This window comes from Flavobacterium xylosi (assembly GCF_042787345.1).
Taxonomy (GTDB): domain Bacteria; phylum Bacteroidota; class Bacteroidia; order Flavobacteriales; family Flavobacteriaceae; genus Flavobacterium; species Flavobacterium xylosi.
Window position 1 is genome coordinate 131295 of sequence record NZ_JBHZPZ010000004.1, and the last position, 18432, is coordinate 149726.

The window sequence follows — 18432 nt, forward strand, 5'->3', positions numbered from 1 at the left end:
ATGTTCCTTTAACGTTCCTGTTTCGCACGTCATAAGAAACTAAATAAAAGCTTAAACATGGAAACAGTCACCCTCACCCCACTTTCGGTCCATAATTACTTCGCAACAGTAATGTTTTCTTTTAAATTACCACCCTCAGCACATGTATGTGACCTCAACCTCTCAGAACATATGATACTGTAAGCAAACTTTCAGATTAGTTTTGTAAATATTTCTAGCTGTGTCACTTTGGGACACCAATAAAATACATCTTTAAAAAAAAAAGATAAAAAAAGTCCCAAAAAGCTACACTTTTAGAAATTCGTTAGTATTTATTGTAAATGATACTTGATTAATCCCCTTGTATAGGATTCCTGTATCTGAACAATAACAATATATTAACAAATTAATAAAAATGAAGTATGAAAACATAAAAGAATTTATATTCACCACTAAAAGAAGTAAAAGTAAAATATATCGATTTTACAAAGTAAATGAAGATTTATTTGCAGAAACAAAAATGAAAAGTGGAAAGAGAGTTTTCCCCATCGACCATGCTAGGTATTTTGATAATGAAATAATGTTTGACGAAAATAAGCTCTTGAGACAAGAGAATCAATCCATGAAAAATTTGATTGACTGCTGTCTAATCGACAAAGGGAGTTTGCAGTTCAGAATATGGCAATTGGATTGGTCATTCTTTATCACGGTAGCGTATAAAGCGGAGAGAAACAAAAAGAGTTGTTTTAAGCAAATGCACGGCTTATACGAACACTTAGAGAACAAATACGGTCACGCTACCGCTTTACGATTGTTTTTCACCAGCGAGCCATTTACCAATAGAACAGGCTACCACAATCATTTGGTTCTAGATATAGCAAATAAAAAACTCCATCAAGAAATTATTGCCGAAGTACAACACTATTTTAGTTATGACCGTGTAGACATAGATATTTATGACCCATACAAAGCGGGTGTGTTTTACATGACTAAAGAAGGGACCATGACAGAGGATTGGGATATTTTAGGAAATAATTTAAAGGCTAATACTTGTTTAGGGTGAAGATAAAAGTAACTAAGCGACAATTCCAATTATTACTAAGTAATTTTAATGTTTTAAGAGAAAAAGGGTTGTCATTACACATAAAGGGTTCATTGGAGAATAAAATATCCTAAAGAATCAAAATAGTTTAAAAAAAAAAATACGAGGTCTAAAAACCCTCGTTTTTTTATGCTTAAAAAATTATAAATACTTGCAAACCAGGAAAACCAGGATTTTTCTAGGATATTCCAAAAAAGCCTGGAATCTTTGTGGTGTAATAAATCACGAACGGACGATTAAGATTTATTACACCTTAAAATCAGATGTATGAAAAAGTTTGTAGCATATTACAGGGTGAGCAAAAAGGAGCAAGGAATTAGTGGCTTAGGATTGTCCGCTCAACGAAGTTCAGTATTAAAATATGTTGATTCACAAGAAGGAATAATTATTGAACAGTTTACTGAAGTTGAAACTGGGACCAATAAAAGGGGACGCATCGAAATCCATAAAGCGATTAAAATGGCAAAAAATGAAGGTGCTATTTTGGTAATCGCAAAGCTGGACAGATTGGCTAGAAACGTAAATTTTGTTAGCTCTCTAATGGATGCTGGAATTCAATTCTTAGCGGTGGATATGCCTTCTGCCAATAACTTTACAGTTCATATTTTTAGTGCCTTGGCTGAACAAGAGGCAAAGTTAATCAGCACCCGAACTAAACAGGCTCTGGCAGAACTCAAGAAAAAAGGAATAGTGCTTGGCAACCCTAAGAATCTTAATGATGATGCTAGAGCCCAAGGACTTAAAAAGATTAAGGAAAATGCCGTTAACAATGACAGGAACAGGCAAGCACAGTCCGTCATTCTTAGTTGCAAAGAAAAAGGAATGAGTTATCGACAAATTGCGGAATACCTCAATCAACTGAACTTCAAAACGAGATACGGTAATCAGTTCATGGCATCAACAGTTCACCAATTATATAGTAGAACACTATTAGAATCAGCTTAGTACAAAACAGCACTGTATTAACTTGAAACTTAACAATCATCTTAGTATATTTGTATAAGTTGGATTGAAGGCTAAAACTGGTTCTTAAACCAGCTCTTTTTGAAAACTTACTCATAACTCGCATGAGGGCAGTTAAACTGTTAAGACGATAACACTTACTTCCCCACTTTGTTTTCCTAAAAGTGGTTTCAGCAAACACAAAATTTACATTGGCATGTTTATGCCCAGAGTATGTATTTCATTTCATTTTTGAACTGAAACTTTAAACATACCATATATCCAAATCAAATTATGAGAATGATTTGGAGGTGACCAGCTGTGACCAAAAAATAACTATTCTACTCCTACCGTCAAAATAAAAAATAGGGAAAAGACGACTGAGAAAACAAAGTGTTAAGTATTACCGAATGCAAAAAAAGATTAAACAAAAATAAGATACAATACAAGGATGAAGAAATAGAACTAATCCGCAATGTACTATACAAGGTGGCAGAAGTATGCCACAAAAAAATAAACAATACCAAAAAATAAATTTAAAAATAATGGATAAAATAAATACAAAATCAGACAACGTTATATTGTACCTACGGGTTAGCACGGACGAGCAAGCAAAAGGGTTTAGCTTAGACTATCAAGAGGAATCATTGAAAAGATTTTGCCAGCTAAGAGGCTATAATATTTTAGCAATTTACAGAGAAGACCATTCGGCAAAAAACTTTAAACGCCCAGAATGGAGTAATCTTCAATCATTTGTCAAAAGCAATAAAAGAACCGTAGATAAAGTTTTGTTTGCAAAGTGGGACCGATTTTCCAGAAATGTACATGAAGCGTTCAACATAATTTCACAATTTGAAAATATGGGTGTTGAGGTTAATGCAGCTGAACAATGGCTGGAACCAGAAAATCCAGACAAAATAATTCTATTAAGTTTTTACTTGTCTATTGGTGAAGCGGAACGAAGAAAAATAGCCAGCCGAACAAAAGACGGCACCTACGAAGCTAAAACACAAGGGTATTATGCAAGCAGAGCTCCGTTTGGATACGATAGCCATAGAGATGGACATAAAACCCAGAGAGGAGTTAACAAAGGCAAAAGGTCCATACTAATCCCTAATAATAATGCTCACTTTGTTATAAGAGCTTTTAGAGAAGTTGCTATGGATATTGAATCAATTGAAACTACTAGAAAAAGACTTTATAATGATGGCATGATTTTAGGAAAAAGTGCTTTTACCGAAATGCTTAAAAATTTAGTATATGCTGGCAAAATAGTTGTCCCAGAATATAAAAAAGAATCAGCTAAGATTGTTAATGCAGTGCACGAACCATTAATTGATATGGCTACCTTCAAGAAGGTGCAAGAAATATTTAGCGGTAAGAGATGGCACGGATTAAAACCAAGTCACACTAATTTAGAATTTCCATTACGTGATTTTCTAACATGTGAACTTTGTGGTAATCAAATAACTGGAAGTTCATCTAAAGGAAGGAGTAAAAAATATGCTTACTATCATTGCAGAAATAAGTGTAAAACTAGAGTATCAGCAGAAGAAACGCACATAAAAATATCCGATTTGTTAATTGATTTACAAATTAACGAAAATGTAAAAGAGCTATTTGCAGAAGTATTAAAAGATTCAGAATCCCAAATCAACGGTAATAAAAGTAATCAGCTTAAAACCATGTTAGAACGCCAAAGGAATCTAAAATCACGATTAGAGAATGCCGAGAATATGTTATTGGACCACGAAGTAACACCAGAGACATTTAACAATATGACAAGCCGAATCAATAAAGAGTTAATGACCGTTAATGATGAAATCGAAAGCCTCAACACAAGCAATGACTCTATAAAACAATATGTAGATGCTGGTATAGAGTTACTAGCAAATTTAGATATTTTGTTCATGGAAAGTGATTATGAGGGTAAAAGAATCTTAGCTGGTTCATTATTTACAGGAAAACTAATTTTCGGAAATGATGGTTGTCGAACCACTAATGTAAATGAAGTAATCAACGTTTTGACTAGAAGTAGCAAGGGTTTAGAAGGCATAAAAAAAGGTCAAACTGTAAAAAATTACAGTTTGACCGTTAAAGTACCCGGAGCCGGAGTCGAACCGGCACGGTTTCCCACAGGTGTTTGAGACCAGCGCGTCTACCAATTCCGCCATCCGGGCTTAGCTAGACATGAAATAACGACAGTTACTTCAACGCAATAAAAGATGTGATTGTGTTTAAATCAACCATCAATTCCTTTAACACGCTGCAAATGTAAAAAATAATATTAAAAATTCAACTAAAAATACTTAATTTTTTCCTTTCAGAGTTGAATAAATTTTATAAATTTGCACCTCGCTAAAAACGGAACACACAACTAACTACACCCGAGGCAAATACAAACATACGGCTTTACACGCACAACAAAGCCGAATTGAATGAAGCGCAGCGGAATAAAAACAACAAATTAAATGTCACACCTAGAACCAGAAGCTAAAATTTTTGCTTGTTCACAAAGTGTATATCTTGCTGAGAAAATAGCAGAGCAATACGGAATCCCTTTAGGGAAAATCACCATGTCAAAATACAGCGACGGTGAATTTCAACCTTCCTACGAAGAATCTATCAGAGGATTACGTGTTTTTATCGTTTGTTCGACTTTTCCAACGGCAGATAATCTAATGGAATTATTACTGATGATTGATGCTGCAAAGCGCGCTTCGGCAAGACACATCACCGCAGTAATACCTTACTTTGGATGGGCAAGACAAGACAGAAAAGACAAGCCAAGAGTACCGATAGGAGCTAAATTAGTGGCTAAATTATTAGAAAGTGCTGGAGCAACAAGAGTAATGACCATGGATTTGCATGCAGATCAAATTCAAGGATTCTTTGAAAAACCAGTAGATCACCTTTTTGCATCGACAATATTTTTGCCCTATGTAAAGAGTTTAGGATTAGACAATTTAACAATTGCTTCTCCAGACATGGGTGGTTCTAAAAGAGCTTACGCTTATTCTAAATTTTTAGAATCTGACGTAGTTATATGTTACAAACAAAGAAAAGAAGCCAATATTATTGACACCATGGAATTGATTGGTGAAGTAAAAGGTAAAAATGTAATCTTAGTAGATGACATGATTGATACCGGAGGCACTTTGGCGAAAGCCGCTGATTTAATGATGGAAAAGGGAGCATTGAGCGTAAGAGCGATATGTACTCACGCAATTTTATCTGGTGATGCTTACGAAAAAATAGAAAATTCTAAATTATTAGAATTAATAGTTACCGACTCTATTCCATTAAAGAAAGAATCAAAAAAAATAAGAGTGTTGAGTTGTGCGCCACTTTTTGCTGAAGTTATGCACATGGTACATCATAACAATTCCATAAGTGGAAAGTTCATAATGTAACCCCAAACAAGTAATATTATTTAATAACTATATTTTTTTTACAATGAAATCGATTACAATTAAAGGATCAGAAAGAGAAAGCGTGGGTAAAGTTGCGACTAAAGCCCTACGTAATGCTGGATTGGTTCCTTGCGTATTATACGGAGGAAATCAGGCAGTTCATTTCTCAGCAGAAGTTATGGCTTTCAAAAACTTGGTTTACACTCCAAACGCTCACACAGTTGAGATCGATCTTGGAAAAGGAAAATCATTTAACGCTATTTTACAAGACATCCAGGTTCACCCGGTGTCTGACAAGATTTTACATATTGACTTCTTTCAATTATTTGATGACAAAGAAATCACTATGGAAGTTCCTGTAAAAGTAGTTGGAACATCTAAAGGTGTTTTAGCTGGTGGTGTTTTACGTTTGAACACTCGTAAACTTAAAGTAAAAGCTTTACCAAAAAATCTTCCAGATTTTATTGAAGCTGACATTACTCCACTTGAAATGGGGAACAAATTGTACGTTACTAAATTAGTTAACGAAAACTACAAATTAATCCACCCTGACAACACTGTTGTTGCTCAAGTAAGAATCTCTCGTGCAGCTATGAAAGCAGCTCAAGAAGCAGCAAAAGCAGCGAAAGCTCCTGCAAAAGGAAAGAAAAAATAATATTTTTTCAATCATTCAAAAAAGCATCAGTTGTAAAACTGGTGCTTTTTTTATGCGCGTTACTTTTTGTCATTGCTAGGAACGAAGTAATCTCATTGTCCTATTTTAAATAATTAGGAGCACAAATCTCTCCATTTTAAGCATGAATCCTCCTGCTGTCCGTTCTATCTTTTTTATCCTGAACTTATTTCAGGATCCTGAAACAAGTTCAGGATAAAAAGGATGCCACTTCCATCAGGGCTATCCACAACTATTTTGTTCTCCATAACGATTTTCTAAATCTATTATTGAGCAATCCTACACTTTCCTTCCTTAAATGAACTTAAATCCCTTATATGGTTTAAAAACTCAAAAAAAGTTAAACTGTTTTGTTCTAATAATTGCCATTAGTTTACTTTTGCAGCATGATAAAATGGATTTCGAATTTATTCTCATCACCAAAAACAGAAGACAATACAGGCTGTATGAAACCGGAGGTTCACGAACACCAAAAAAACAATATAGAAAGCGTGAGTAATAAATTTTTAATAGTTGGACTTGGAAACATTGGCGCCGAATATGTAAACACTCGTCACAACATAGGTTTTAAAATAGTGGATTTCCTGGCCCGAAAAGAAGGCGTTTCTTTCGAAACCGTAAAACTGGGCGCACTGGCCGAATACAAATTCAAAGGAAGAACTTTTCTGCTTTTGAAACCCAACACCTACATGAATTTGAGCGGAAAAGCCGTTCAATACTGGATGGACAAGCAAAATATTCCTTTGGAAAACATTCTGGTCATTACAGATGATTTGAATCTTTCCTTTGGAACCATTCGCATCCGACAAAAAGGAAGCGACGGCGGACACAACGGATTAAAAAACATCAATCTTGTCCTGAATACGCAGAACTATGCAAGATTCCGTTTTGGTATCAGCGATGAATTCAAAAAAGGAAAACAAGTTGATTATGTGCTTGGCGACTGGGACGATGTTGAAAAAACAGCACTTCCGGAGAGGCTGGAATTGGCTTCCGAGATTATAAAATCCTTTGGGACTGCCGGATTAGAAAACACCATGACCGCATTCAACGGAAAATAAAAAAAAGGGAAACGCTATTAAAACGTTTCCCTTTTTTTAGTAGCTTATATATTGACTATTTAATCACAATTTTTCTGACATCTTTCCTATTTCCGTCAATAACGGTCAATAAATAAATCCCCGGCTGGGCATTTTTTAATTGAATATTTTCATTGAAATTGGTATCGTTTTTAAATTCATTTTCAAATAGTTTTCTTCCTAATAAATCTTGAACTAATACCTTCACTCCATTTGATGATGCACTTGTAAACTGAACGTTAAAATTTCCTTTGTTTGGATTTGGATACAAAACAAAATCATTAATTTCAAATTCAGGCGCCGCAAGTGTAAACGATTGTGCACAAATAGTAATAGACGCCGAATCTACTTTTCCTATATCATTAGTGTCAGCATCGCTGGCTCTAAATGTCCAAAAACCTTGTTTATTTTGCCCATTAAAAACAGATAAAGGATCAAATGGAGCTACGGTTTGAGCAGTGATTGTCCCACAAACAAGTGCTCCCCCAGCATCATCGTAATTCAATATCAAACTACTATCAGCTGCCCCACAACTTCTTTCGAACAACTTTACAATAGTACCCGTCGGACTGACCACTTCTAGCTGTACATCTCCTAAATATTTATGGGAAAAACTAACCGCAAAATTCACATCGACAATTGTTTCTGTTGAAGCTGGAATATTTATAGTTTTAGAAATAGTTGAATTATCAGGTATATTAAAAGGAGTTGCAAAAGCATAAGTAGTACAAGAAGAAGTAACAGAATATCCTATTGCAAAAGCTTTGCTGTTTACAGCATAGTATATATTTGCTGTTGGCTCAATCAAAATTCTACAATTTGTAGCAGCAACATTAGGAACAGTAATGGTTTCTAACCCATCATTGGGAGTATTCCCAATTAAAAGTGTAGAAAATGTCAAACCACCATCGATAGAAAGTTTGATATTTACATTTGTTGATCCAGCTAAAGCATTTGAACCATTCACACTCCATGTTATCGTTTGTGACGATCCCTTAGCCCAACTTAAATCATCTATATTTTGTGATGTTACAGCAAATGGACCAACCGTTCCGCTTACATTCACTACCATTTCATCCGTATTGGTTTGGGCAGCACCTTGCGCAGCGTTATCTCTGCCTGTTAAAGTAAAATGAAGTGCTCTGCCAATCGAAGATACCGATTCCCATGCTGAGGTCAATCGATTAGATAATACTGAACTATAAGCAGGCATATATCTAACCTTTGAGCTACTAGGGTAAATTGATCTAAAAAGAGGTCCATCTGTCTTTGTAGGAACTGCAAAACTATCTGCGCCACTTTGTGCTATAGCCGTATCATTTTGCTCCCAGCAATAGGAAACAGTATCGAAATTGATATCAGAACCAGTACCTGTCAATTTAAAAGCGGTACTGGTAGGTATTGTATAATCTAAACCAGCGCTAATTATTGGCGGACTGTTGCTTACCACCGTACTGACAGGACAAGTTTTTGTAGATAGATTATCTTGTATTTGTTTAATGCTTGCAAAGGCAAAATAATCATCCGAATTAGCTTGGACATCATAACTACCAGTAATTCCCGCATAACCCATTATGGTAGAACCGCTTCCAGGCTCTACACTTACACCTGTCTGTTCAATGTCATATGAGAAGGTATGATTTGCACCCAACTGATGCCCCATTTCATGCGCTACGAAATCTATATCAAAAGTATCTCCTTGTGGTATACCGTCACTTGGTGATGTAAAAGCACTTCCTTTTCCTATATTATAAACCGGAGTTGACTCAGTATTTCTTCCCGCATCACAAACACATCCGATACATCCTGCATTTCCTCCCCCACCTGAAGCGCCAAATAAATGACCAATATCATAATTTGCTTCCCCAATCACGTTCGTCAGTGTCGTTTGCAATTCATTATTCCAAGTCCCCGGACAATCACCAGTAGTGCTACTACAACCCGCGAGTGGCTTTAATCCAGTTGCAGCAGCAGAATAAGGATCCGTAGAGGCATCTGTATATATTATAAGATTATCATTGCCTATGATGTGTAACTTTACGGCTAGGTCTTTATTGAAAATCCCGTTAACTCTAGTCATAGTGGCATTCATGGCCGCTAAAGCTAAAGGAATGGTTCCGCCATGATAAGTAGCATATTCGCCAGTACATGATAAAGCTAACCTTAGTGTTTTGAAAACTCTGTTATTAGCTGCTATTTTGTTTGTTGTCTTCAATAATTGCTTATTTATAGCCAAATCTTCGGTTTTACAGCTAAAAGGTAAATTCCCTCTATCCCTGTTTTTTGAATCAAAAAGCACATAAACACTATTGTCTTTAGAATAAGGCTCTATAAATTCAGAACCTTCATCAGCTCTTAAAATCATGGTTTGAATTCCCGTTGGCGACAAACTAAAATTTACAGACGCTTTTTTATCTGTAACACCAATCCCTGCATAAGACTTAATATCCGGGTATTGGGCTTGTAATTCCGGCGCGAAATTCGAGGATTCCCAAACCGAAAATCGTTCTAATTTTCCATTTTTATTTGGAATTAGAATTTCAACTTTACTAGTTTTACTAGTTTTATCTTCCAAGGAAAGCAAAGACTGCTTCAAAACCACCTCGTCAAATTTAAAAAACAGCTGATTATCTGCATTAGGTTTTGCATTATTTCTATCCGAAAGAGTCTTATTGTCCTGATTAATTCTTGTCCAAGCAGAATTATTTTGAGCATTCAAAGTTGAATGAACAACAAATGCAACTAAAAGATATTGTACAATTTTTTTCATGATTGGAAATTAAATAATCCCCAAAATTAAAGCATTTATGTTAATGTAGGGATTCATTCTGTATTATTTTGAAAGAAATATTGAATTTAATCCATTAGTTTATTATTATTTTAAAAAAATGTAATTTATAATCAAGAATCTGCCGAAAATCAATTCCTCAAACGGTTAACATTTAATATAGATAGTATAAATTTGCATCATTATAAAACACTTGCTTTGAAGATTTTTAATTCTATAAACGATTTTAGTTCCACAAAAAAAACAATCTTAACCTTGGGCACCTTTGATGGAGTTCATATTGGGCATAGAAAAATCCTGGAGAAAATATTACAGAAGGCTAAAAATGACAATTATGAAAGTTTAGTTCTCACTTTTTTTCCTCATCCCAGAATGGTTTTACAGGAACAATCCAATATAAAATTACTCAATACTATAGATGAAAAAATAGATTTATTACAGGATATTGGGATTGAAAACCTTGTTATTCATCCTTTTGACGAAAAATTTTCCAGACTGACTGCAGAGGAATTTGTCACTACTATTTTGGTTGATCGATTTCACATTCAAAAAATAATCATAGGTCACGATCACCGTTTTGGTAGAAATCGCACGGCAGATATCGATGATTTAATTGCTTTTGGAGAACAATATGATTTTGAAGTAGAGCAAATATCTGTTCAGGAAATAAATGATATTTCTGTGAGTTCAACCAAAATCAGAAAGGCATTGTTAGAGGGAGATATGGCTTTGGCCAATGATTATTTAGGATACGATTACTTTTTGACAGGACTTATTGTCAAAGGAAAACAATTAGGAAGAACATTAGGGTTTCCCACCGCCAACTTAAAAATCGAAGAGGATTACAAGCTTATTCCAAAAAACGGCGTTTATATTGTGAAAAGTATTATCAATAAAAAAACCGCATTTGGCATGATGAATATTGGATTTAACCCTACAGTTGGTGGAGAAAAGCAAACTATAGAAATTCATTATTTTGACTTCAATGAAGATCTATACGATCAAAAAATTGCCGTTTCTATATTGCATCGAATTCGTTCAGAGCAAAAATTTGAATCCATTACCCTATTAAAAGAACAACTTAAAAAAGATGCATCAACTGCAAACGCTTATATAAATAAACTTTAGTTTTCGTAAAAATTCTTTTATACTATTTTATAAAATATTGCCATATTTTCTGTAAATTTGGTAAGTAATGTATTATTTATCGTAGAGATATTTTTTTTAATTGTTTAAAAACTAGTCGTATGAAACTGCCAAAAGAAATTTCAAATGGATTAATTATCTTCATCGGAATCGGTATTTACTTTTTATTAATGGAGGTTTTAGGCCTTGCCGATCTGATTTATTTACGTTTATTTAATGTTTTATTTGTTTTTTACGGAACCAATAGAACTTTAAAAACCAATTTTATTGAAGGTAAACTCGGCTTAGTTTCTAATGCGGTTGCAGCGCTTCTCACCTCTCTAACGGGAATATTTTTAAGCATCCTAGGGCTTATTACATACAGCTACGCAAGAGGCGGTGATGCCTATGTAGAATCATTGTCGAAAACATTTTTATTTGGTGGAAACCCATCCGTAATGACGTATTCTATTTCTTTACTTTTTGAAGGAATCGTATCTGCCGTAATCGTTACCTTTATTCTGCTGCTAATCTGGGAAACCCGCTATAAATCAGACAAGCATTAAATTTAATTCTATAACTGTTTATCTTTTTGTTTGTTTAAAAAAGAAATAAAATATTTATTTCGAAATAATCTATTATTAAAAAAACTAACAACTTATGAAACTACCAAAAGAAGTATTAAACGGAAGTATTATTTTTATCGGAATTGCAATCTTTTTTTTGCTAATGAATGTTTCTGGCCTTGCTAATTTATTCTATTTGCGTTTATTGAACGTAATCTTTATTTTTTATGGTGTTAACAGAACTATAGAAATGAATATTTCTGAAGGTAAAAAAGAATTTGTTCCTAATGCTGTATCAGCAATGGTAACTTCGCTTATTGGCGTACTTTTAAGCATCATAGGTTTAATAATATACAGTTACACAAAAGGGGGTGATGCTTACGTCCAATCCCTATCAAAAACCTTTTTATTTGGAGGAAACCCATCAGTAACCACCTACTCCATTTGCCTGCTATTTGAAGGAATGGCATCATCCGTAATTGTTACCATGCTATTAATGTTATACTGGAACAACCGGCTTTCAACCGATTAACTATTTAGTTTGAAATTGTTTCTACATGGCTTTTTAAAAACTATTAGATTGCTTCTTTAGAACAATTTGATTACTTTTGGCGTATCAAAAAACTGTATCGATGAGCATTACAAAACACAACTGGACGAAAGACGAAATTATCGCAATATATAATAAACCTATGATGGATTTGCTTTTTGAGGCAGCCTCTACACATAGAGAACACCACGATCCTAACGTAGTTCAAGTATCCACTTTATTGTCCATCAAAACAGGTGGATGTCCTGAAGATTGTGGCTATTGCCCACAAGCAGCACGATACCATACTGATATTGAAGGCAATGACTTAATGTCTGTAAGTCAAGTAAAAGCACAAGCTTTGCGAGCAAAATCAAGCGGCTCATCACGTGTGTGCATGGGAGCGGCCTGGAGAAACGTAAAAGATGGTCCTGAATTTGACCAGGTACTTGAAATGGTTCGTACCATCAATAAACTGGATATGGAAGTGTGCTGTACACTTGGAATGATTACTGAAAACCAAGCGCATCGTTTGGCAGAAGCAGGGTTATACGCTTACAACCACAACTTAGACACCTCCGAAGAATATTATAAAGAAGTAATCTCAACCCGCGGATTTGAAGACCGTTTGCAAACTATAGAGAATGTTCGTAAAACGAATGTTACCGTTTGTAGTGGCGGAATCATTGGTATGGGAGAAAGTATTCAAGACAGAGCCGGAATGCTAGTGGCATTATCTACCTTAAATCCTCAGCCAGAATCAGTGCCAATTAATGCGCTAGTTCCTGTTGAAGGAACCCCAATGGAAGAAGAAAAACCGGTAGAAATATGGGAAATGATACGAATGGTAGCCACCACCAGAATTATTATGCCGGAAACGCAAGTACGTTTATCAGCCGGTAGAATGAATATGAGCCGTGAAGGTCAAGCCATGTGTTTCTTTGCAGGTGCAAACTCAATCTTTGCAGGTGATAAATTACTGACGACTCCTAATCCAGACGTAAATGAAGACATGAAAATGTTTGAAATGTTGGGTTTAAATCCACAAAAAGCATTTACAAAGGTTTCTCAACCTCAAACTGTAGAAGCGGCTGATTCCCAATTTACACCATTAGGTGAAAGACCAAAATGGTCAAGACCGGGACATACAATAGAAAGAAATTTAGAAGCATCAAAAAAGGAAAGTTAATGTAAAACTTACAACAGCGTTTACATTAGCATAAAGCTTTATTAATTTTGCTCCTAGTTTACACTAGGAGTTTTTTTTTAATTTAAATATTTTATTATGCTATTACAACTGACTGAAATTGAACGTCTAAAAACCATTTCAAAAGAAGATTTTTATACCAATTTTGTAAAAAAGCAAAAACCTGTTGTGGTCGAGCAGCTAACAACTGATTGGCCGGCTTATGAAAAATGGAATTTAAACTATATCAAAGAAATTGCTGGCGATAAAATCGTTCCATTGTATGATGATCGTCCTGTTTCCTACAAAGATGGATTTAACGAGGCTCATGCAAAAATGAAAATGGCTGCTTATATCGATCTTCTTAATTCAAAACCTACAAACTTTAGAATTTTTTTATATAATCTCATGCAAGAAGTACCTTTATTAAAAAAGGACTTCCATTGGCCAAATCTTGGATTAAGACTTGTCAAACAACTTCCTATGTTATTTTTTGGAGGTGAAAATTCAAAAGTTTTTATGCACTATGACATTGATTATTCCAATATTCTACATTTTCATTTCCATGGAAAAAAACGATGTGTTTTATTTGCGCCAGACCAAACACCATACCTATACAAAATCCCTTTCTCCTTAATTTCAAGAGAAGATATTGATTTTGACAATCCTGATTTTGATAAATTTCCTGCTTTGAAGCAAGCCAAGGGTTATTTTACCGAATTAAAGCACGGAGAAATGATCTACATGCCCGAAGGTTATTGGCATTATATGAAATACCAAACTCCAGGATTTTCTATGAGTTTAAGGGCTTTTCCCAGAAGCATAATTAAATTATCGAAAGCGGCTTACAATATATTTATCATGCGACACATCGATAATTTCATGAAAAAAAGAAAAGGCCAGAAATGGATCGATTACAAAAATGAAAAGGCAATTCATGACACTAATAAAAATTTGATTTAAGTATTATTTTAATCTTAGAAACAGCATTAAACACTAAAAAATCCCATTCTGTAAACACAGAATGGGATTTTTAATATTTAATAAAATTGTAAAATAATTCTAGAAAATAACTTTTTTAGAAATTACTTTGCCATCTGTTAACGTTACTTTTACTAGTCCCGCTTGTTTACTCAAAGCAATATTTGAAGTGCGGAATTCATTATTATTTATTGCATCATTATCGAATACTTTTCTTCCAAGCAAATCAAAAACGGTCACTCGTTTTATAGTTTCCAGTGCTGATTTTATTTTCAATTCATTTTTATCTTTAGCAATTATAACCGTATTTTCATTCAAATCAAAAGCCTCTGTTCCCAGCGTTTTGCTCGTATAACGCAATACAAAACGTTCATTGAAAGTCCCTGCCGCTGAACTAAAATTATAAGGTGCCGTTCTAATATCATGGATAACATTAAGTAATTTGTCTTCCAAATACACCATTTGATTATCGAGAAATAAGCCGTCAACATGGTCTATAGAAATAGTTGCTTTTCCAACGGTATTTATGGCATAACCAAAGGGAACGACATCTGTATCAACAAAATCCGTTTTTGCCTGAATGGCTAGTTTATCATTTCCCAATATACTGTATAAAGCAAAAGGAGACGCATCATCATAAACCATACCATCATATCCCGGGTCATAACCATTAGTAGCACTAGCCATATAACCCACCAATGCCTGACTTCCTGCTGAAGTATTGGTTAAATTAAGCCAGATTCTATCTTTTAGCTCGGAATCATTCTGTTTTTTTGAGGCTGACGCAGCTTTATAGAAATTAGTATTTGTGTTGGTTACACCTCTCATCGTATTATCAAAAAAGATGGATCCTGATGCATCAACTTCAACAAAAAACCCCTGGCCGGAAGCGATATTTTTTGTTGGCACACTACTATTCCCTGTTCCAACGCTCGCTGCCGGTGTGCCAACGCCACCTGCTTTAGTATAGGTTGCATAATCATTACCTGAGTAATTGTTCCCTGACAAAGTATTATTGTGTGTCCAGAAATACAATGTTCCTGTAATTGTTTTGCCAAGAGTACCAGTACCTGTAATATTTGCATCAATAAAAGCATCGGCATTTAATGCAGATGGATATGGGTTTCCTATTAACCGAAGCCCTGCTGGTTGCCCAGATGTATCTGTTATCGCAGTGACAAAAAAGGATACTGGACCATTATTAGGAACTCCTGTAAACCGAAAGGAAAAAGGTGCTGCAACGCTACTGCTTATGCCTTCAGGGGAACGAATAGCATAACCAATGCCTGGAGTAAAGAATGTATTTAAAGCATTTACATTTACCCAATCATTATTAAAAATAAAGAATTTATCTGCTTGAGTATTTGGTGAAAAATTTAATAATGTTTGAGATCCGGTAGTTGGGGATGACCAATACGTATAATCATCATTAATAATCGGAGTTGAATTCCTTTTTACAATTATGTTAATAGTATTAGCTCCAGTATAATTGGTTTGTACTAAACTGGCATTATTTTCAAGAGTCAGCGTTCCCGTTCCTCCCCCGGCTGGTATAGCTATAGGTGCGTTAATACCAACTGCCAAAACACCATTCATACTTACAGCGCCATTCGTTACAGTTAATGCATTGGCTATATCTAAATTACCGCTAACAGACCAACCCCCATTAACTCCGTTAAAACTTAAATTATTAAATTTTCCTGCTGCTCCACTAAGTGTCCCTGAGATTGTCTTCCCTGCAGCAGTGCTGTTAAAGTTAATAGTACTGGTTCCGGCGGTAAAAGTGCCGTTATTGGTCCAGTTTCCTGCCACATTGTGGGTAAGGCTTCCTCCTGTAAACGTCCCTCCTGCTAAAACCACATCGCTACCAAAAGTTTGCCCAACCGTTGGCGTTACGCTTCCTGCATTAACTGTTAAATTACCGGTATATGTATTGGAAAAACTCATAGTCAGCGATCCGCTTCCGTCTTTAGTAACTGTTCCTGTGGTTGTGGCAATTGCAGCAGTACTAAAGGTCGTATTTCCTGAACCACCAATCGTCATTGGTAGAGTAGCACCTGTAACACCACCTGTTATTGTAAGTGTTCCAAGATCGGAATTAATTCGTGCTCCACCACTACCCAGTGTTATAGCTCCTGACCAAGTATTGCTGTTAGCCAAATTACGTAACGCACCTCCAGAACTTACACCCGTTCCTATAAGTGTATTTATCGGTTCTGAAATAATTAGTCCGCTACCGTCTACTTGAATGGCTGCTCCAGCAGCAATAGTTGTAGCACCCGCAGTTGTTCCTAAACCGCTATTATTTTTCACATTGATTACACCAGCTGTGACAGTGGTTACACCAGGGTAGGTATTAGTTCCTGATAGTTCCAAAGTTCCTAAGCCATTCTTCGTTATACCAAATGCATTACTCACTACACCGCTAAGAGTTAAATCATTCACCGAAGTTGTTTCATCGGCCACTGTAAAAGTTCGTGTTGAACCTAAAGCAACAGGGCAGCTAATAGTTGCGCCTGCTCCGGTACCTATAATTTTATTTACAGTAACATTTCCTCCCAAAGTTAACAAACCTGTTCCAGTTAAGGTAGAACCTGTTGCGCCACATTCAAGAGTTAAACTAGTAGGAGCAGTCAGAGTGAAAAGACCATTTGCCAAAGTTGAACCTCCTTTTATAGTTAAAGGAATTGAAGTTAAAGTTTTGTTTTCGTTTAAAGTTACGGTACTATTATTAATAACCTGAATACCACCTGTTGCTGTTGAAAAAGTTGCAGGCCATTCGGAACCAGTAGTTCCAGTCCAACCACTATATTCTAAAACGGACCCAGTACCATAGGTTAAAATTTTACCATTAAGGTTGAGAGTTGCGCTACCTTGCATAGATAAATTCTGACTCACAGTTGTTGCTTCTCCTAATGATTTAACACCAGACCCAGCTAAAATTAAGAAATCAATACCAGCCCCTACAAATGAATTATCCAGAGTTTGCGCACCTAAAGCATCTAATTTTACAATACTGCCCGATTTAAAATCCCAAAGACTTACTCCTACTGAAGCTGAGGTAGTGCTTAACCATATCAATCCCCCGCTATTGACAGCTACCGTTGGATTATTACCCCCTCCATTTTTATTTAAGCCATCCTTTAGCCTCACATTAAAGGTTCCATTAACAGTCATCCCTGGATTTAAGTTGTTATTTATTCCAAAGGAAAAACCGCCATCCGACAAGGTACCCCCCGCATTTACGGTAACAACTCCCGTCTGATTGATGTTTGCAGTAAGTGAAATTACCGCACCTGAAACAATGATTACATCATCAGTTAAAGCTGGCACTTTCCCTCCAACCCACGATGAAGTCGCACTCCAATTTCCAGTAACGGCATTACTTGTAACTGTGGCAGCATTTGCAAATGAAATAGCAAAAAATAATATCGAAGTAAATAAAATCTTCCTTGCATTTACGCTGAAGATATTTTCCAAAAAGGAAAAAGTAGTTAAAATTTGATTATCGTCTTGGTAATATTTCTTAATAGTAGAAATTAAACGCATTTTAGATTGGGAATACACTATAAAATTACTCAAAAATAAAAAAAATTGGGGCGTTATTCTATTGATCATATTCTTGGTTAAATTGGTATCTAATTTTGTGTTTTGTGGAGTTTTACTTCAATAAAATTAAACGAAATGATAAAAAAAAAGTATTAAAACAAAACTTAACCGTTTAAAAGCATTTAAATCTGTTGAAATGCAATAATTAATAAAATATACCTCATTTACAAAGTTTCACAATTCTGATGTTTTTCTTATTAAACGACTGTTCTTGGCACTTAACAATTCCCTAAAAAAATTAAATAACAATATTTAATGATCGGATCCCAAATTTGAAATTAATAGCTTGTTTGTATCACAACCCATTTTGAAAAAAATTTTCAATAAACAATAAACCAGATGGCTCTCTCTTTTTCTTAACAAGTAGAATTTATTTGAAACAGGAAAAATGTTTTCTAATTTATCAGAATTATTATTTCCCGAATTTTATAGCTCTTTTGTACATCGCGATACGGAGCGT

The 18432-nt window shown here is 35.1% G+C and carries 13 protein-coding genes and 1 tRNA gene; 11 read left to right on the forward strand and 3 right to left on the reverse strand.

The genetic code is table 11. The annotated features are described in order from the left end of the window. Positions 1 to 394: 394 nt before the first annotated feature. The 3 genes from ACFX5E_RS04730 to ACFX5E_RS04740 all read left to right on the forward strand — a co-directional run bounded on the left by ACFX5E_RS04730 (position 395) and on the right by ACFX5E_RS04740 (position 4170). A complete protein-coding gene (locus ACFX5E_RS04730) occupies positions 395 to 1042 on the forward strand; it encodes a hypothetical protein (RefSeq protein ID WP_379854024.1) in 648 nt (215 codons plus the stop codon). A gap of 306 nt (positions 1043 to 1348) precedes the next feature. After that, positions 1349 to 2026 carry a recombinase family protein gene (locus ACFX5E_RS04735; protein ID WP_379854025.1) on the forward strand — a complete coding sequence of 226 codons (678 nt, stop codon included), beginning with the start codon at positions 1349 to 1351 and terminating at the stop codon, positions 2024 to 2026. Positions 2027 to 2568: 542 nt separating this feature from the next. Further along, positions 2569 to 4170, forward strand: a complete 1602-nt coding sequence (locus ACFX5E_RS04740; RefSeq protein ID WP_379854124.1) for a recombinase family protein — start codon at positions 2569 to 2571, stop codon at positions 4168 to 4170. Here ACFX5E_RS04740 and ACFX5E_RS04745 read toward each other — a convergent pair. Next, positions 4124 to 4203 (reverse strand) — tRNA-Leu (locus ACFX5E_RS04745). The genes ACFX5E_RS04740 and ACFX5E_RS04745 overlap by 47 nt on opposite strands. Positions 4204 to 4494: 291 nt before the next feature. Here ACFX5E_RS04745 and ACFX5E_RS04750 point away from each other — a divergent pair. From ACFX5E_RS04750 to pth, 3 genes are all read left to right on the forward strand, one after another. After that, positions 4495 to 5436 (forward strand): ribose-phosphate pyrophosphokinase, encoded by a 942-nt coding sequence (locus ACFX5E_RS04750; protein WP_379854026.1) that lies wholly within the window; start codon positions 4495 to 4497, stop codon positions 5434 to 5436. Between the two features lie 43 nt (positions 5437 to 5479). Beyond that, positions 5480 to 6091, forward strand: a complete 612-nt coding sequence (locus ACFX5E_RS04755; protein ID WP_073205004.1) for a 50S ribosomal protein L25/general stress protein Ctc — start codon at positions 5480 to 5482, stop codon at positions 6089 to 6091. A gap of 404 nt (positions 6092 to 6495) precedes the next feature. Continuing rightward, entirely contained in the window at positions 6496 to 7170 is a 675-nt protein-coding gene (pth, locus tag ACFX5E_RS04760) for an aminoacyl-tRNA hydrolase (RefSeq protein WP_379854027.1), read from the forward strand. A 55-nt stretch (positions 7171 to 7225) separates the two neighbouring features. On the opposite strand, the gene ACFX5E_RS04765 is transcribed toward pth, so the two are convergent. Further along, positions 7226 to 9958 carry a zinc-dependent metalloprotease gene (locus ACFX5E_RS04765; protein WP_379854028.1) on the reverse strand — a complete coding sequence of 911 codons (2733 nt, stop codon included), beginning with the start codon at positions 9956 to 9958 and terminating at the stop codon, positions 7226 to 7228. Between the two features lie 216 nt (positions 9959 to 10174). On the opposite strand from ACFX5E_RS04765, the gene ACFX5E_RS04770 reads away from it, so the two are divergent. The 5 genes from ACFX5E_RS04770 (at position 10175) to ACFX5E_RS04790 (ending at position 14345) form a co-directional block, all read left to right on the forward strand. After that, complete coding sequence (locus ACFX5E_RS04770) at positions 10175 to 11104, forward strand: bifunctional riboflavin kinase/FAD synthetase (protein WP_379854030.1); 930 nt, start codon at positions 10175 to 10177, stop codon at positions 11102 to 11104. A gap of 119 nt (positions 11105 to 11223) precedes the next feature. Then, on the forward strand, positions 11224 to 11667 hold the full coding sequence (locus ACFX5E_RS04775; RefSeq protein WP_379854032.1) for a hypothetical protein: 444 nt from the start codon (positions 11224 to 11226) through the stop codon (positions 11665 to 11667). Between the two features lie 94 nt (positions 11668 to 11761). Further along, on the forward strand, positions 11762 to 12199 hold the full coding sequence (locus tag ACFX5E_RS04780; protein ID WP_379854033.1) for a hypothetical protein: 438 nt from the start codon (positions 11762 to 11764) through the stop codon (positions 12197 to 12199). 100 nt (positions 12200 to 12299) lie between these two features. Continuing rightward, positions 12300 to 13385, forward strand: a complete 1086-nt coding sequence (gene bioB / locus ACFX5E_RS04785; protein ID WP_379854034.1) for a biotin synthase BioB — start codon at positions 12300 to 12302, stop codon at positions 13383 to 13385. A gap of 96 nt (positions 13386 to 13481) precedes the next feature. Beyond that, positions 13482 to 14345 carry a cupin-like domain-containing protein gene (locus ACFX5E_RS04790; protein WP_379854035.1) on the forward strand — a complete coding sequence of 288 codons (864 nt, stop codon included), beginning with the start codon at positions 13482 to 13484 and terminating at the stop codon, positions 14343 to 14345. 99 nt (positions 14346 to 14444) lie between these two features. Here the strand turns inward: ACFX5E_RS04790 and ACFX5E_RS04795 are convergent, their stop codons facing one another. Then, positions 14445 to 17912 (reverse strand): T9SS sorting signal type C domain-containing protein, encoded by a 3468-nt coding sequence (locus tag ACFX5E_RS04795; protein WP_379854037.1) that lies wholly within the window; start codon positions 17910 to 17912, stop codon positions 14445 to 14447. Between the last annotated feature and the right edge of the window lie 520 nt (positions 17913 to 18432).

Coding starts and splice junctions, on each gene's coding strand:
- ACFX5E_RS04730 (WP_379854024.1), top strand. CDS start 395: ATGAAGTATGAAAACATAAAAGAATTTATATTCACCACTAAAAGAAGT.
- ACFX5E_RS04735 (WP_379854025.1), top strand. CDS start 1,349: ATGAAAAAGTTTGTAGCATATTACAGGGTGAGCAAAAAGGAGCAAGGA.
- ACFX5E_RS04740 (WP_379854124.1), top strand. CDS start 2,569: ATGGATAAAATAAATACAAAATCAGACAACGTTATATTGTACCTACGG.
- ACFX5E_RS04750 (WP_379854026.1), top strand. CDS start 4,495: ATGTCACACCTAGAACCAGAAGCTAAAATTTTTGCTTGTTCACAAAGT.
- ACFX5E_RS04755 (WP_073205004.1), top strand. CDS start 5,480: ATGAAATCGATTACAATTAAAGGATCAGAAAGAGAAAGCGTGGGTAAA.
- pth (WP_379854027.1), top strand. CDS start 6,496: ATGATAAAATGGATTTCGAATTTATTCTCATCACCAAAAACAGAAGAC.
- ACFX5E_RS04765 (WP_379854028.1), bottom strand. CDS start 9,958: ATGAAAAAAATTGTACAATATCTTTTAGTTGCATTTGTTGTTCATTCA.
- ACFX5E_RS04775 (WP_379854032.1), top strand. CDS start 11,224: ATGAAACTGCCAAAAGAAATTTCAAATGGATTAATTATCTTCATCGGA.
- ACFX5E_RS04780 (WP_379854033.1), top strand. CDS start 11,762: ATGAAACTACCAAAAGAAGTATTAAACGGAAGTATTATTTTTATCGGA.
- bioB (WP_379854034.1), top strand. CDS start 12,300: ATGAGCATTACAAAACACAACTGGACGAAAGACGAAATTATCGCAATA.
- ACFX5E_RS04790 (WP_379854035.1), top strand. CDS start 13,482: ATGCTATTACAACTGACTGAAATTGAACGTCTAAAAACCATTTCAAAA.
- ACFX5E_RS04795 (WP_379854037.1), bottom strand. CDS start 17,912: ATGCGTTTAATTTCTACTATTAAGAAATATTACCAAGACGATAATCAA.